Origin of the sequence: Rhizobium giardinii bv. giardinii H152, assembly GCF_000379605.1 — a bacterium.
GTDB lineage: Bacteria > Pseudomonadota > Alphaproteobacteria > Rhizobiales > Rhizobiaceae > Pararhizobium > Pararhizobium giardinii.
Map to the genome: position 1 here is coordinate 1 of NZ_KB902686.1, position 15,751 is coordinate 15,751.

Genomic DNA, 15,751 nt, shown 5'->3' on the forward strand with positions numbered 1-15,751 from the left:
GGAATCTGGAGGGTTCTGTGAGGTCCGTGCGCTATGCGTGCGGCATTCGCTGATCGGACCTCATTGAAGCCGGATTGAGCGAAGGCGCGGGTTGTTTGGCGCTATGGGGATTTAGCCGAAGCGGCGGATGGCGTTTGGGAAGATCGAGCCTTGCCGGAACGCGTGGACAGGTTTGGTAGGAGATTGTTGGCGATCATTGCAGTGTCTTCGACGCTCCCGTCGGCTGGTTTGCGTCGATGGAACCCTTGGTGGTGTTCCGCTCTCCGTCGCTCAGGCACGATTTGCCAAAACACTTGCCTCGCGCCCTCGGCATGGCGACGCTGATCGTTGCAACGATGCCGCCTGATCTGATCATGAGCTGTTGTTCCATGACGGCCGGCAGACCGGCTGGGTCGGGATCCACGCGCCGATGATCGTCATGGCTCCACCACAACAGGGGCAGCAGTGCGCCAAAGGTGGTGGCTTTGCGTCCGGTTCTTTGGCCGGCTGTTCCGGCGGTGGGACGTTGAGCAGGCTTCGGCACTGGTCCAGCTTCAATTGCCGATGGCCGTTGGCCAGCAGTCCGTAATGACGAATGCGGTGAAAGCCGTCCGGAACGGTGTGAAGCAGGAAACGGCGGATGAACTCGTGGGCATCGAGTATCATCACCTTTTGCCTGCCGCCCGTTCGATAGTCCTTCCATCGGAATGAGACGCGATCTCCATCGATGCTGACGAGGCGGGAATTGGAGATGGCAATGCGATGGGTGTAGCGGCCAAGATAGGCCAGCACCTGTCGGGGTCCGGCAAATGGCGGCTTGGCATAGACCACCCAGTCGATGCGACGCGCTGCTTTAAGGGTTCGATTGAAGGCGACCGGATCGGCCAGGTTGGCGATATCGCCGAAGAACCGAAGTTGGCCCAGATCATAGGCCTGCTTCAGTTCTTCGAGAAACAAACGCCGGAACAGGCGTGACAGAACCCTCACGGACAGGAAGAAGCTCTGCCGGCAGGCAACCCAACGGGACTGGTCGAGCGACAGACCTCCACCCGGCACGATGCAATGGATATGCGGGTGATAATGGAGGTTCTGGCCCCAGGAGTGCAGCACCGCAATGAAGCCGATCTCTGCGCCCAGATGCCTGGGATCGGCAGCAAGCTTGCGCAGTGTCTCGGCGACGGCGTGAAACAGGATCGTATAGACCTGTTCCTTGTTCTGGAAGGCGATCTCGGCGATCTGCTGCGGCACGGTGAATACGACGTGGAAATAGCCGACAGGCAGAAGGTCGGCCTGCCGTGCAGCAAGCCAGTCACGGCTCGCCTGTCCCTGGCACTTTGGACAATGCCGGTTGCGGCAGGAATTATAGGCGATACGGATCGCCTCGCAGTCCTGGCATTGCTGGACATGCCCGCCGAGGCGAGCGGTCCGGCACATCTCGATCGCGCTTATGACCCGGCGTTCGACACGCCCGAGATGAGCGCCGTGTGTTTGACGATATCGTTCTGCGTGGCGGCGAAAGATGTCCGCCACCTCTGGCCCCGCCGCCATGTCGAGGCAATCAACCCGGCGGCACCACCTCCAGCGCCAGCCGGTCTATTGGGCTGGTCGTGCTGCGGATCAAGGTGTTTGACACCTTCGTGTAGCGTGCCGTGGTGGACAGATTATTATGGCCAAGCAATACCTGGATGATGCGGATGTCGGTTCCGCTTTCCAGAAGATGGGTAGCAAAGCTATGGCGCAGCGTATGCACCGTCACTCTCTTATCGATGCCGGCAGCAGTGCACGCCGAGCGGCAGGCAGAATACAGAACCTGAACATCGATGGGCTTGGTCTTGTCCCGACCCGGAAACAGCCAGACCTCGGGTCTCGCCAGCCGCCAATAGACCCGCAGGATCGCGAGCAACTGCGCTGACAGCATGACGTTGCGATCCTTGCCGCCCTTGCCATGCTCGACGCGGATGATGCCGCGTTCGCCATCAATGTCGCGGACCTTGAGATGGACAGCTTCCGAGGCACGCAGCCCCGCTGCATAGGCCGTCGTCAGCGCGGTGCGGGTCCTCAGGCTCGGAACCGCTTCCAGAAACCGCACGATCTCGTCGCCGTTGAGGATCGTCGGCAGCTTGGCGGGGGTCCGGGCATAGGCAATGCGTTCCGGTATCTCGGCATGACCGAGCGTGACGCCAAAGAAGAACCGCAGAGCGCAGACCGTCTGGTTCAAGGCCGGCCACGATAGGCCCGATGATACCAGATGCACCTGAAAGGCACGCACGTCTTCCAGTCCAAGGCGGTCTGGCGAACGGCCGAAATAGCGAGAAAACTTCGTCACCGCATGCAAATACGATCGTTGCGTCGCTGGCGAAAGATTGCGGATCGTCATGTCATCGATCATGCGCCGGCGTAGCGGGCTCATCTCTGTCATCGTCATCTCCTGTTCAAAGGTTGGGCTGAAACAGCCCAATCCTTCAAATCAGAAGCGTATTATGCAAATCCGCGCTCCAAATGCCGCGCAAGCGGCTTCGTTCAATCCTGAATGTCGATCGGTCCTAGCGTAGAATTTCGCCCCCTGCCGCAAACGCCCCCATTGGGAGCGCAGAACAGCCGACGAATAGATCGATTGCGGACGATCCTGGGCAAAAGCTGAACGGTCCTGCCGCGCCCCTCTGCGCGGCGCATGTTGTCCGCATGGTCGGTAACGCTGCACCGCAGCACAGATTCACACTTGCTTTGTTGAGTAATTTGAGTTTCACTTAACATATTGCTCAACACAGCAGAGTGAGGGCCGTGCCGGGCATGAGTTTTCCGAAGGGTAGCGTGGAGCTTCCTTTCGAATTTGGGAGGATTTCATGAAAACGACGAAAAGAACCCTTCTCCGGGTAATGACGGCGCTTGGCCTTTCGACGGCATTGCCGGGCCTGGCGCAGGCCGACGAGTTGACCCTTTGCTGGGCCGCCTGGGATCCGGCCAACGCTCTGGTCGAACTGTCCAAGGACTTTACGGCGCAGAGCGGTACGCAGATGAAGTTCGAGTTCGTGCCCTGGCCGAACTTTGCCGACCGCATCCTCAACGAGCTCAACTCTGGCGGCAAGCTCTGTGATCTTTTGATAGGCGACAGCCAGTGGATCGGCGGCTCGGCGGAGAATGGCTACTACGTCAAGCTCAACGACTTCTTCGACAAGGAAGGCATCAAGATGAGCGACTTCGCCGAAGCCGCCGTCAACGCCTACTCGACCTGGCCGAAGGGTTCGCCGAACTACTGGGCGCTGCCGGCGATGGGCGACGCCAACGCCTGGTTCTATCGCAAGGACTGGTTCAGCAAGCCGGAAATCCAGGCCGAATTCAAGGAAAAGACCGGTCGCGACCTCGCACCGCCGACCACCTGGGACGAACTGCTCGAAACGGCCAAGTTCTTCAATGGCAAGGAGATCGACGGCAAGAAGGTCTACGGTGCTGCGATCTTCACCGAGCGCGCCTCTGAAGGCATCACCATGGGTGCCACCCAGGCACTTTACCCCTACGGTTTCAAGTACGAGAACACCACCGGCAAGTATGACATGGAAGGGGCGGTGAACTCCGACGGTGCGGTCAAGGGACTGGAGGCCTACAAGGATCTCTACAAGTGCTGCACGCCGCCGGGCTACACCGACGCCTACATGGGCGAGACACTGGACGCGTTCAAGTCGGGCCAGGCGGCCATGGCGATGAACTGGTTCGCCTTCTTCCCCGGCCTTGCGAAGGATGAGAATGTCGGCGGCGACAAAATCGGCTTCTTCGTCAACCCGAAGGAGACGACGGCAGCCTCGACACTCGGCGGCCAGGGGATCTCGGTCGTCGCCAACACCGACAACATGGACGGCGCGCTCGCCTATATCAAATGGTTCGCGCAACCCGAGGTCCAGAAGAAGTGGTGGCAGCTCGGCGGCTACGCCGTGCACGACGCCGTGCTGAACGATCCATCCTTCAAAGACAGCCAGCCGTTTGCGGCCGATTTCCTCGTCGCTATGAATCAGGTGCAGGACTTCTGGCAGGAGCCTTCCTACGCCATCCTTCTCCAGGCCATGCAGAAGCGCCTGCATGACTTCGTGGTGGCCGACCAGGGTACGGCCAAGGACGCGCTCGACGGCCTGGTCAAGGACTGGACCGAGATCCTCGAGGATGAAGGAAAGCTTTGATTTCCTCCCCGTGGGTCGTCCGGCGCGCAAGCGTCCGGGCGGCCCCGCCGCCGAGCGACGTTTTGAAATCTCAAGGTAGAGTCCGTGATCAATTCCGATACGACCATTCTGGAGAAAAGCGCGAAGCACGCTGCCACGTCCACTCCGGTCTCGCTTGCACGGCGCATCGGCGGTCTCTCCGACCGCGCCATCGCCTGGCTCTTCATCACGCCGACAATAGCGCTGCTGCTCGCCATCAACATCTTTCCGCTGATCTGGGCGATCCGGCTGTCTTTCACGAACTACCGCGCCAATCGACCGAACGCGGTGCTGGAAAATGTCGGCCTGCAGAACTATCACCGTGTCCTGACCGACAGCGACATCTGGATCGCGATGCAGACGACGGCGCATTTCGTCTTCTGGACGATCCTCCTGCAGACGCTGATCGGTTTTTCACTCGCCTATCTGATCGACCGCAAGTTCCGGGGCCACGCCTTCTGGACGACCGTCATCCTGATCCCGATGATGCTGTCGCCGGCGGTGGTCGGCAATTTCTGGCGGTTCCTCTACCAGCCGCAAATAGGCCTTTTCAATTACATCGTCTCCTACGTAACCGGTGTACCGCCGTCTTCCTTCGAGATGCTCGGTTCGGTGTCTCTGGCACCCTGGTCGATCATCATCGTCGACACCTGGATGTGGACTCCCTATGTGATGCTGATCTGCCTCGCCGGGCTGCGCTCCATTCCCGACTATATCTACGAGGCCGCCGAGGTCGATCGGGCGTCAGCCTGGCGGCAGTTCTGGTCGATCACGATTCCCATGGCCCTGCCTTTCATCATGCTCGCGGTGCTCTTCCGCGGCATCGAAAACTTCAAGATGTTCGACATGGTGATGCTGCTCACCGGCGGCGGACCCGGCTCGACCACCGAGGTCGCTTCGATCACGCTCAAGCGGGAGGCCTTCGAAAGCTGGCGAACGGGGCGTGCCTCCGCCTTCGCCATCATCCTCTTCGTGGCTGTCTTCGGGCTTGCAAACATCTACGTCAAGGCACTCAACAAGGTGAAGCAGAGATGAGCAGCGCGACCTCCGCCCATTCCGTTGTCGAGCCGAGTGCCACGACCAAGCGCATCGCCGGGATCATCGTCGTCCTCTATGCGGTTATCACCATGGTGCCGCTCGCCTGGATCTTCATGACGAGTTTCAAGTCGCCGCCGGACTCGATCAGCTATCCGCCGAAGGTCGTTTTCACGCCGACGCTGGAGGGCTATTGCAACCTCTTTACCACCCGCACCCGTCAGACACCGGAATACATCCAGTCGCTGGGACCGCCGCAGTCGATCTGCGACGAGATCACCCGCAGCCGCAACATGGTCATCGCCGGGCCGTCGAACTATTGGCCGCGCTTCACCAATTCCATGGTGATCGCCTTCGGCTCGACGTTCCTCGCCGTCTTCCTCGGAACGCTCGCGGCCTATGGCTTCTCGCGCTTCCGCGTCCCGCTCGCCGACGACCTGATGTTCTTCATCCTGTCGACGCGCATGATGCCGCCGATCGCGGTCGCGATCCCGATCTACCTGATGTACCGCGAACTCGGCCTCTCCGACACGGCGCTCGGCATGATCCTGCTCTATACGGCGGTCAACGTCTCGCTCGCCGTGTGGCTGCTCAAGGGCTTCATCGACGAAATCCCGCGCGAATACGAGGAAGCGGCGATGATCGACGGCTACACGCGCCTGCAGGCCTTCCGCAAGGTCGTGCTGCCGCAGGCGACGACGGGGATAGCCGCGACCGCCATCTTCTGCCTGATCTTCGCCTGGAACGAGTATGCGTTTGCGGTGCTGCTCACCTCGGGTTCTGCCCAGACGTCACCCCCCTTCATCCCGACCATCATCGGCGAGGGCGGCATGGACTGGCCCGCAGTCGCCGCCGGTACCACGATCTTCCTCGTCCCGATCCTAGTCTTCACCATCCTGCTGCGGAAGCAACTGCTGCGTGGCATCACCTTCGGAGCGGTGCGCAAATGACAGTCGAGACCTCGCCTCTGCCCAAGAATAAGCGCCCCTTCTTCCTGCGCCGCGGGCCGATGGAGAATATCGCAACCGCGCTCATCGCCCTCGGCTTCCTCATGTTGTTCCAGCCGTTCGCGTTGGTGCTCTACACCTGGTCGCTGGTGACGCTTCTCGCCGGTACCGTAATGTTCATCATCGTCTCGAAGTTTCCGGAGTAGGCAATGGCGCAGATCAGGGTTGAGAACCTGCGCAAGCAGTTCGGCGATTTTGCCGCGGTGGAAGACTCCACCTTCACCGTGCAGGACGGCGAGTTCCTGGCGCTGCTTGGACCTTCCGGCTGCGGCAAGACGACGACGCTGCGCATGATCGCCGGCCTCGAACTGCCGACCAGCGGCAAGATCCTGCTCGACGGCGAAGACGTCACCTTCAATCGGGCAAGCGCCCGCGACATCGCCTTCGTCTTCCAGCTCTTCGCGCTCTATCCGCACATGAACGTGCGCAAGAACATCGGCTTTCCGCTGTTGTCGCAGGGTGTACCCAAGGAGGAGATCAAGAAGCGCGTAGAGGAAACGGCGCGGCTCCTGCAGATCAGCCACATCCTCGACCGGTCCGTCTCCGGCCTTGCCGGTGGCGACCGCCAGCGCGTGGCGCTCGGTCGGGCCATCGTGCGCCGGCCGAAGTGCTTCCTTATGGACGAGCCGCTCGGCACACTGGACGCGGAGTTCCGCGAGGTGATGGTCCACGAGCTGCGCGAGTTGCACAACCGCATCCATGCGACCACGGTTTACGTGACACACGACCAGCACGAGGCGATGGCCATGGCCGACAAGATCGCCGTGATGAACCACGGCGTGATCGAGCAATACGGCACGCCGCAGGAGATCTACGCCCGCCCCGTCTCGATGTATGTCGCTGACTTCATCGGCTCTCCGCCGATGAACTTCCTGCGCTTCAAGTCGGGATTGGAGAACGGGGCGACGACGGTTGAGCTCGGCAACGTTCCGGTCCGGGTGCCGCAGGTGTACGCGGCGCACGAACCCGGCGAACTGGCCCTTGGGGTCCGGCCGGAACATGTGCGCTTCAGCGACGCTGCACCCTTGCGCGGCGCCGTATATGGCAGCGAGTACCTCGGCACCAACCAGATCGTCTCGGTCGAGACGGCGCAGGGCCTGGTCAAGGCGCGCGTTCCGGCGAACCGGAACTTCACCATCGGCGAGAATGTCGGGCTTGAGCTCAACAGCGACAAGCTCTCGCTGTTCGATTGCGGTTCGGGCAAAGCGATCCCCTCGTCCCTTTACGCGGAGGTCAATCATGGCTGAAGTCACGCTCGCAGGCATCAGCAAGACATTCGGCCAAACGGGGGCCGTCGACAACGTTAGCCTGACGATCCGCGACGGCGAATTCGTCGTACTGCTCGGCCCGACCGGCGCGGGCAAGACCACGACGCTGCGGCTGATCGCCGGTCTCGAGGCACCCGACGCCGGACGCATCACCATTGCCGGGCGGGATGTCGCCGGCGCGGCACCGGCGACCCGCGACGTCGCCTTCGTCTTCCAGCAGTATTCGCTTTATCCGCACCTGACGGTCTACGAGAACCTCGCCTTTCCGCTTCGCTCGCCTGCGCGTCGGCTGCATGACGCCGAAATCGACGCTCGCGTGCGCGAGGTTGCGAAGATGGTGCGCATCGACCACAAGCTCCAGAACCGCTCCACCCGCCTTTCGGGCGGCGAGATGCAGCGCGTCGCAATCGGGCGGGCACTGGTGCGCAAGCCGGCGATCTACCTGATGGACGAGCCGCTGTCGTCACTTGATGCGAAACTACGCGCCGAACTGCGACTTGAGCTGAAGCGGATCCAGAACGAACTCGGTGCCACGCTGCTCTATGTCACCCATGACCAGGTCGAGGCGATGACGATGGCGGACCGCATTGGCATATTGGCGGAAGGCAAGCTGGTGCAGATCGGGTCGCCGCGCGAGATTTACAGCAACCCGGCGAACCTGCATGTCGCCGCCCGGCTTGGCCAGCCGCATATCAATCTTCTCCCGCAGGGTCTTCTTCCCGGCTGCAACGCGCCCGCAGGCACGAAGACGATCGGAGCGCGGACAGAACATCTCGAAATCTCCGCTTCGACGCCCGGCAACGCCGAGATCGACTGGATCGAGCACCTCGGCGACCAGAACCATCTTCACATCAAGGTTGGAGAACACAAGCTCGTGACGCTTGCCGATCCGTACCTTGCGATCCAACGTGGCGACCGGATCGATTTGAAACTGCGCAACCCGCTTTATTTCGATGCGGGCGGACAGCGGCTGACGTGACGGCGAAGATCGAACGCAATGACTGGATGGATATGATGAAGCATTTCTTCAACCGCAGGGAAGACATTGTCGCGGAGGCCCTCGACGGCCTTCTGCTCACTTCTGCGCCGGGACAACTGGCCCGGCTCGATACCTATCCGGCGATCAAGGTGATCGTTCGCGCCGACTGGGACAAGTCGAAGGTCGCGGTGATTTCGGGTGGCGGCGCCGGGCATGAACCCTCGCATGCCGGCTTCGTCGGTAGGGGCATGCTGACTGCGGCCGTCTCCGGCGAGATCTTCGCCTCGCCGAGCGTGGATGCCGTGCTGACCGCGATTCGGGCCGTGACTGGCGCTCCGGGCTGCCTGTTGATCGTCAAAAACTATACGGGCGATAGGCTGAACTTCGGCCTCGCCGCCGAGAAGGCACGCGCACAGGGCCTGACGGTGGAGATGGCCATCGTCGCCGACGACATCGCCCTTCCGGACCTCCCCCAGCCGCGCGGCGTCGCCGGCACGCTGTTCGTGCACAAGATCGCCGGCCATCTGGCAGAGGCGGGNGAGCCGCTCGAAGCGGTCGCAGAAGCCGCGCGGACGGCAGCCGCGGACATCGTCTCGCTCGGCGTGTCGCTCTCCACCTGCTCCATCCCCGGGCAGGCCCACGAGGATCGCCTGGGTCCGGATGAGGGCGAACTCGGCCTTGGCATCCACGGCGAACCGGGCGTCGAGCGTATTGCGCTCCAAGCAGCCGCTTCGCTCGTCTCGACCATGGCGGAGCGTCTTGTCGCGTCAATCAAGACGGACGGGAAGCATGCGCTGCTGATCAACAATCTCGGTGCGGTTCCGCCGATCGAGATGGGGGTCATTGCCAAGGCAGTGCTCGACTCGCCGCTCGCCGACCGGGTAGAACTGATCGTCGGCCCGGCACCGCTGATGACCGCGCTCAACATGAATGGGTTTTCCCTCTCCATGATCAAGCTCGACGCCACCCGCGACGCGGCCCTGACCTCCGCCGTCGCACCGCGGGCGTGGGTACCGCCGACCAGGCGACACGAGCTGGCGGTGCTGCCGGCTCCAGGATGGACGGACACGAACAAGACAACCACGGACGACGCAGTGGCGACCGCAGCCGATCCCGTTGTCGCCGGAAAGCTGCTCGACGCGGTGTGCAACAGGCTCGTCGCGATGGAGGCCGACCTCAACCGGCTGGATGCAAAGACGGGCGACGGCGACACCGGATCGACCGTCGCGACCGGGGCCCGAAGCGTGCTGGCCCTGCGCCCGACGCTGCCGCTCGGAAGTGCCGCCGCCACCTGCGCCGCGATCGGAGAGGCGCTCGGAACGAGCATGGGTGGATCGAGCGGCGTGCTTCTCTCGATTTTTTTCACCGCGGCAGCACAGAAATTTGCGGAAGGTGCCGACCCTGCATCGGCATTCTCGGCCGGGCTCGACCGCATGACCTTCTACGGGGGAGCCAATCCGGGCGACCGTACGATGGTCGATGCGCTTTCGCCGGCACTTTCCGCACTCGCCTCGAGCGGCCTCGCTGCCGCGGCGGCGGCAGCCCGGAAAGGTGCGAAGGCAACCGGGAACATGACCCGCGCCAAAGCCGGTCGGTCCTCCTATCTGGCCGCACGCGATCTCGAAGGCGTATCCGATCCCGGGGCCGAAGCCGTGGCAGCGGCATTCGAGGCCGCGGCGGCGGCCGACTGACGGGGGGACCACATGCACGCCAGCCGCCCGCTGCTTCCCGGTCTCATCGAGGCTTGCCATGCGGTGATCGCGTCCAACGCCGATCACCTCGGGGAACTTGACCGGGCAATCGGTGACGGCGACCACGGCACCAACATGAAAAGGGGAAGCGAAGTCGTCTATGCTGAGCGCGACCAACTCGGCAGTCTGCCGCTGCCTGAGGCGCTGGAAAAGATAGGCATGCTGCTCGTCACCACGATCGGCGGCGCGGCTGGCCCGCTCTACGGCACCCTGCTGATCGAAATGGGTCGCGGCTTGCGCGCAGGCAGAGGCAACGGAGTGCTCGTTGAAACCCTGCCTCAGGCTGTCGCGGCCGTCGCAAGACGGGGCCGGGCGCAGGCTGGAGACAAGACGTTGCTGGATGTGCTTTACGCGGTGCAGCGGGCAGTATTAAAGCAGAGCCCACCGGCAGAGGTTGCCGCCTACGCAATGTCTGCTGCAAGGGACACGATCTCAATGAAGGCGTTGCGCGGGCGCGCGTCCTTTCTAGGGGATCGGTCCATCGGGCATATGGACCCCGGGGCTTGCAGCTGCGCACTGTTGACGGGGTCGATCTGCCGCTTTCTGGAGGAGTTTCCACCCGCATGAATAACAATGGCGCAAATGTCGGCATCGTCATCGTATCGCATTCACCGCTGATCGCACGCGGTACGGCGGACATGGTGCGCCAGATGGTTGGCGACAGCGTGCCGCTCGCCTGGTGCGGCGGCAACGCGGAAGGCGGGCTCGGCACGAACGCCAGAGAAATCCTGACGGCAATCACCAGCGCCTGGTCGGAGGCTGGCGTTGCTGTTTTCGTCGATCTCGGCGGCGCAGAGACGAACAGCGAGATGGCGATCGAGATGCTCGAGCCTGCCCGTGCGCGTCGGGTCTTGATCTGCAATGCCCCAATTGTCGAGGGCGCGGTGATGGCTGCAGCAGAGGCGTCCGGGGGCGCGGCACTGGCCCGCGTTGTCGCGACTGCGGAGGAGCTCTCGCCATGACCGGCCGCCAGGCAAAGCATGCGGGATCGGCGCCGCGTCTGGCTGGCCCTGCGTGCGCGCGCGTCGAGGTCACGCACGACATCGGTCTCCACGCCCGTCCGTCCGTCGTGTTCACCCGCCTTGCCAAGTCATTTCCCTGCACGATCGGCGTCGAGGTCAACGGCGACGGTGTGTGGCTGAACGGCAAGAGCATCGTCAAGATCATGGGTGCGCGCATTCGCAAGGGCTTCGTCCTCGCCATCCGTGCGGACGGGATTGGTGCCGAAGACGCGGTGAAGGCGTTGTGCGCCCTCGTCGAGCGGAATTTCGACGAGGAGAAGAGCCATGCCCGGTCCGCTTAGGCTTAAGGGTCAGGGCGCTTCGCCGGGCTTTGCACGCGGAACGGCTCATGTCCTGCCGCACGCGGGCACCTTGAGCGCGGCCTCTGCGCCGACTGCAAGGGACCGCGAGTGCCTTCTGCTTGCCGTCGACAACACCATCAGGGCGTTGCGCGCGCTCGCAGACGGATCTGACGTTCAGAGCCGCGCAATCCTCGAATTCCAGATCGAGATGCTGAAGGACCCCGCGATCCTCGAGCCGAGCCTTGCCCGGATCCGCAAAGGTGAGAGCGCAGCCTTTGCCTGGGCCTCTGCCATGGACGACTATGTCCGCGGTTTCGAGGCCTCGGACGACGAACTCATCCGCGCGCGCAGCGGCGACCTTCTCGACATCAAGAACCAGGTCCTGCGGGCGCTGAGCGGTGAGGCGCCTCCAGATTTTCCGAGAGGATCGATCTTCCTCGGGCGGGACATGGCGCCCAGCATGTTCCTGGCGCATGACTGGAGCGGTGGCGGCGCTGTCGTTCTCTTCGGCGGAAGCGTCGCCAGCCATGTGGCGATGCTGGCAAGGAGCCGCGGAATACCCATGGTTGTGGGCGTCGGCGAGGCGGCCATCGAGAGCGGCAGGGAACTCTTCGTCCATGGTGGCGAGGGTTCCGTCCAGGACATCGACGGCGTAGGTGACAGGTCGGCCGACGGTACTGGTGCGGCAGCGAGTTCTCAGGCGAAGGACCCGCCGCCGCAAAACTGCAAGACCGCAGACGGTGTCGCCATCACCCTTCGCGCCAACATAGATCATCCCGCCGAACTGGAGGGGCTCTTGCCCCAGCTTTTCGGAGGCATAGGGCTGTTGCGTACCGAATATCTCTTTCCGACGCTGGGCCAGCTTGCCGACGAGGTGCGGCAGGAGGAGATCTACCGACAGGCGCTGACCTGGGCGCGAGGGAAGCCGGTTACTATCCGGCTTTTCGACTTCGGCGCCGACAAGCCGCTGCCGGACTCCGAAGTGGATCTCACGTCCTATCTCGGCTTGCGCGGCATACGCCTTCTCCTGGCCCGTCCGGACCTGCTGCGGACCCAAGCGCGTGCATTGATGCGGGCAGCCCCTGCCGGACAGTTGCGAGTGCTTATTCCGATGGTGACGTCGCCCGCCGAAGTGGAACAGACCGCCGCAATCTTCGCGGCAGAGGCCGCCGGGCTTGCCGAGCGGCAGATCGAGCACGCAATTCCTCCGCTCGGCATCATGGTGGAAGTGCCAGCCGCCGCCCTCATGCCCGAGGCATTCCAGCGGGCCGCCTTCTTTTCCTTCGGTACCAACGATCTCGCCCAGTACATCGGGGCATCGGCGCGCGACAGCGCGGCAGTGTCTGGCCTGCACGAAGCGTCGCGCGTGGCAACACTGCGCTTCCTGCACCACACCGTCCCGCTGGCACTGGCGACGCAAAAGCCCGTCGGCATCTGCGGCGACCTCGCGGCCGATACGCTTGCCCTGCCGGAACTGCTCGCCTGCGGTTTTCGCGAATTTTCCATGCCACCGGCGAGGATGCCGCTTGTGCGAGAGACGATTTCCGGGTTGAACGCCGACGGAAGCAAGGCAAGGGGTTGAAATGGCGCGCGAGGCAGGCGAAGAGGCAACGGTCACCTACAAGACGATCCTGGCCGACATCATCGACAGCCGCCCCTCCGGCACGCGGCAGCGGCTTGCCACCGCACTCGGCAAGCATCGCAGTTTCGTAACCCAGATCACCAGTCCTGCCTATCCGACACCCCTGCCCTCCCGCCATCTGCCGACCATCTTTCGCGTTTGCCACATGAGCCCGGCGGAACAGGAGCGCTTTCTGGAAGCCTATGAGCGCGCTCATCCAGGCAAGCTACCGGAGGCGACCGCCTTGGAGGGCTTGCGGACGCTCACGCTGATGGTCGCGGACACCGGCGATGAGCGAAAGAACAGGCAGTTCGACGAGGCCGTCACTGAATTTATTGCAAGGCTGTCCGCCCTTCTTTGAGCGGAGCTCTGCATGCTGGCAGGTGGCCAGAATGCTTGCCGCTTCGTTCCTTAAAGCGGGTTCGATCTTAAGGATAAAACGGTGCGGCATTTTTAAAGTGCCACAGCGGCCTTTGCGCGTAATATTGAACGCGAGGTGCCGAGGAATCGCGGCGGGGAGGAGGAGCATGAAGAAGTTCATGAACGGGGCCGACACGTTCGTCGCCGAGAGCCTTGACGGCTTCGTGCGCGCGCATGACGGTCTTGTCATGTTCGGCCCAGGCCGGAAGTTCATCCGCCGCACACATCTCAAGAAGGGCAAGGTCGCCGTCATCTCCGGCGGCGGCGCGGGGCACGAGCCCATGCACGTGGGCTTCGTCGGCCATGGTATGCTCGATGCCGCCTGCACAGGGCATGTTTTCACCTCACCCACACCGGACCAGGTACTGGCCGCGATCGAGGCTTGCGACACCGGCGCCGGAACCCTCCTGGTCGTGAAGAACTACGACGGTGATGTCATGAACTTCGAAATGGCCGCTGAATTGGCACAGGCCGGTGGCCGCAGCGTCGATATGGTCTTCGTCAACGATGACGTCGCCACGGAAGCCGCGCCGCGCAGCACCGGCCGCCGCGGCGTTGCCGGCACGCTGGTCGTGGAAAAGATCATCGGCGCCGCCGCCGAATCCGGCATGCCGCTAGAAACCCTAAAACGCCTGGGTGAGAAGACCGTAGCCGCAATCCGCAGCAAGGGGGTGGCCATCGGCGGCGCCACCGTGCCCGGAGGAGTGAGCGCAACCTTTGCCCTGGGGCCAGATGAAATGGAAATGGGCGTCGGCATCCATGGCGAACCGGGCCGCGCCCGCTCGGCATTCCAGAATGCGGAGACGATCGCGGGGCTCCTTGCGGACGATGTCATCAGGGCTCTGGTCGCGGAGCGTGGTCGCGATGTCCTGCTCTTCGTCAACGGGTTCGGCAGTACACCCGCCTCCGAGCTCTATCTCATGTATGGCGCGATGCGAAAGCGCGTGGAAGCCAGCGATCTCGTCGTTGCGCGCTCACTGGTCGGATCGTACGTCACTTCTCTCGACATGGCGGGCCTGTCGGTGACACTGGCGGTTCTCGACGCGACCGGATGCGAGTTCTGGGACGCACCCGTGCTGACCCCCTCGCTGCGATGGGGCCATTGACCTGCCAACAAATGGTCGCCCGTCGCATCACGATCTGATAGGCGATCTGTCTCCACTGCGATCTTGCGGCGCGCTGCCGCCGGAAGGGCGCGATTGTCGGTTTTTCCGCTGCAGGGGTGCGCCGGCAACGAACCGCGATTTTAAGCGTGCGCATTGGCTTGGCCTCACAGGCCCCGCAATCTGGTTGGCGTGAAGGTCAGCGTGAGACCATTGCTAAAATGCCATCAGATTTATTCACCTGATATTTCACCGGATCCGTCAAAAGATAGCGACCCCTGCAAAAGCTCCGTTTACCGATGACTCTGCAATTTCCCCAAGCCGTAATCGTCCCGCATATCAAGATGGCAACGCTCGGCGCGCTTGCCTGCGCCGTTGGAGCGATCGTCGCCGTTTGCGTAATAAGACTTCTCGTTCCCGACCGTCCGTTTTGGGCAGAATTGACCGCAGTGGCGTCAATAACGGCAGCCGTTACATTTCCGCTTCAATTTGCCCTTTGTCTGCGCAACGAAGCGCTTCGTGAGATCCGAAAAGAACTTCAGCACGCACTCCGGCATGATCCCGTCACCGGTACACTGCACGCCACCGCATTTGCGACCTCGGTCGAGCATGCGATAGACCGCAGGCGCCTGACCACTGCTGAAAGCCCGGATGGCGTCATGCTCGTTCTCAGGGTCGGCGATTTCGATGAGATCGGTCGTCGCTATGGCCCGCAATGGGCAGACACGCTGCTTCAATCGATTGTTCGGATCGTACATTCTTGCGTGCGCTATGGAGATCTCGTCGCCCGCCTTGCCAGCGACGAACTCGGAATCTATCTGCCAGGCACAACAACGGAAGACGCCAGAGACATCTGCAAGCGCATCCGTACGCGGATAGAAGAGACAACCTTCGCAGCCGGGCAAGAGCGCCATATATCGGTGACGTTGCGGCTTGGTGGCACGAGGGTCGGGGACCAGGCCGACTTTCAGGCACTCCGCGAGGCAGCCAACCACGCCGCCCTTGCGGAGGAAGAGGCTGGGCCCCTCCTGTTCCGGGAGCTGTTTTCGTGACAGGGAGGCTCTCGGCCTGCTCTGCGGGGCGGCGCTTTGTCCCGTC

16 protein-coding genes are annotated in these 15,751 nt (G+C 62.7%); 14 read left to right on the top strand and 2 right to left on the bottom strand.

What is annotated here, in order from left to right; all coding sequences use genetic code 11:
* Positions 1-351: 351 nt before the first annotated feature.
* Positions 352-1,527, bottom strand: coding sequence for an IS91 family transposase (locus A3AY_RS0120295; RefSeq protein WP_018327355.1), 1,176 nt, complete (start codon positions 1,525-1,527; stop codon positions 352-354).
* A 10-nt stretch (positions 1,528-1,537) separates the two neighbouring features.
* Positions 1,538-2,398 (bottom strand): tyrosine-type recombinase/integrase, encoded by an 861-nt coding sequence (locus A3AY_RS0120300; protein WP_018327356.1) that lies wholly within the window; start codon positions 2,396-2,398, stop codon positions 1,538-1,540.
* A 424-nt stretch (positions 2,399-2,822) separates the two neighbouring features.
* Between A3AY_RS0120300 and A3AY_RS0120305 the strand changes: the two genes are divergently transcribed.
* The 14 genes from A3AY_RS0120305 to A3AY_RS0120370 all read left to right on the top strand — a co-directional run bounded on the left by A3AY_RS0120305 (position 2,823) and on the right by A3AY_RS0120370 (position 15,705).
* Complete coding sequence (locus A3AY_RS0120305) at positions 2,823-4,148, top strand: ABC transporter substrate-binding protein (protein ID WP_018327507.1); 1,326 nt, start codon at positions 2,823-2,825, stop codon at positions 4,146-4,148.
* A 105-nt stretch (positions 4,149-4,253) separates the two neighbouring features.
* Positions 4,254-5,201, top strand: coding sequence for a carbohydrate ABC transporter permease (locus tag A3AY_RS0120310; RefSeq protein WP_026203647.1), 948 nt, complete (start codon positions 4,254-4,256; stop codon positions 5,199-5,201).
* Entirely contained in the window at positions 5,198-6,151 is a 954-nt protein-coding gene (locus A3AY_RS0120315; protein WP_018327509.1) for a carbohydrate ABC transporter permease, read from the top strand. The genes A3AY_RS0120310 and A3AY_RS0120315 overlap by 4 nt, the downstream gene beginning before the upstream one ends.
* Positions 6,148-6,354: a hypothetical protein gene (locus A3AY_RS0120320; RefSeq protein WP_018327510.1), complete on the top strand. Its 207-nt coding sequence runs from the start codon at positions 6,148-6,150 to the stop codon at positions 6,352-6,354. Before A3AY_RS0120315 ends, A3AY_RS0120320 begins: the two co-directional genes overlap by 4 nt.
* Positions 6,355-6,357: 3 nt before the next feature.
* Positions 6,358-7,455: an ABC transporter ATP-binding protein gene (locus tag A3AY_RS0120325; protein ID WP_018327511.1), complete on the top strand. Its 1,098-nt coding sequence runs from the start codon at positions 6,358-6,360 to the stop codon at positions 7,453-7,455.
* Positions 7,448-8,455, top strand: coding sequence for an ABC transporter ATP-binding protein (locus tag A3AY_RS0120330; RefSeq protein WP_018327512.1), 1,008 nt, complete (start codon positions 7,448-7,450; stop codon positions 8,453-8,455). Before A3AY_RS0120325 ends, A3AY_RS0120330 begins: the two co-directional genes overlap by 8 nt.
* A 35-nt stretch (positions 8,456-8,490) precedes the next feature.
* The gene (locus A3AY_RS0120335) at positions 8,491-10,146 is read left to right on the top strand and encodes a dihydroxyacetone kinase subunit DhaK (protein WP_026203648.1); all 1,656 of its coding nucleotides are present in this window, start codon (positions 8,491-8,493) and stop codon (positions 10,144-10,146) included.
* A 12-nt stretch (positions 10,147-10,158) separates the two neighbouring features.
* Positions 10,159-10,773, top strand: a complete 615-nt coding sequence (dhaL, locus tag A3AY_RS0120340; RefSeq protein WP_018327514.1) for a dihydroxyacetone kinase subunit DhaL — start codon at positions 10,159-10,161, stop codon at positions 10,771-10,773.
* Positions 10,770-11,168 carry a dihydroxyacetone kinase phosphoryl donor subunit DhaM gene (gene dhaM, locus A3AY_RS0120345; RefSeq protein ID WP_018327515.1) on the top strand — a complete coding sequence of 133 codons (399 nt, stop codon included), beginning with the start codon at positions 10,770-10,772 and terminating at the stop codon, positions 11,166-11,168. The genes dhaL and dhaM overlap by 4 nt, the downstream gene beginning before the upstream one ends.
* Positions 11,165-11,509 carry an HPr family phosphocarrier protein gene (locus tag A3AY_RS0120350; protein WP_018327516.1) on the top strand — a complete coding sequence of 115 codons (345 nt, stop codon included), beginning with the start codon at positions 11,165-11,167 and terminating at the stop codon, positions 11,507-11,509. Before dhaM ends, A3AY_RS0120350 begins: the two co-directional genes overlap by 4 nt.
* Complete coding sequence (locus tag A3AY_RS0120355) at positions 11,493-13,091, top strand: putative PEP-binding protein (RefSeq protein ID WP_018327517.1); 1,599 nt, start codon at positions 11,493-11,495, stop codon at positions 13,089-13,091. Before A3AY_RS0120350 ends, A3AY_RS0120355 begins: the two co-directional genes overlap by 17 nt.
* A 1-nt stretch (position 13,092) precedes the next feature.
* Entirely contained in the window at positions 13,093-13,491 is a 399-nt protein-coding gene (locus A3AY_RS0120360; RefSeq protein WP_018327518.1) for a hypothetical protein, read from the top strand.
* Between the two features lie 166 nt (positions 13,492-13,657).
* Complete coding sequence (gene dhaK / locus A3AY_RS0120365; RefSeq protein ID WP_018327519.1) at positions 13,658-14,656, top strand: dihydroxyacetone kinase subunit DhaK; 999 nt, start codon at positions 13,658-13,660, stop codon at positions 14,654-14,656.
* A gap of 341 nt (positions 14,657-14,997) precedes the next feature.
* Positions 14,998-15,705, top strand: a complete 708-nt coding sequence (locus A3AY_RS0120370) for a GGDEF domain-containing protein (protein ID WP_234913151.1) — start codon at positions 14,998-15,000, stop codon at positions 15,703-15,705.
* Positions 15,706-15,751 lie beyond the last annotated feature (46 nt).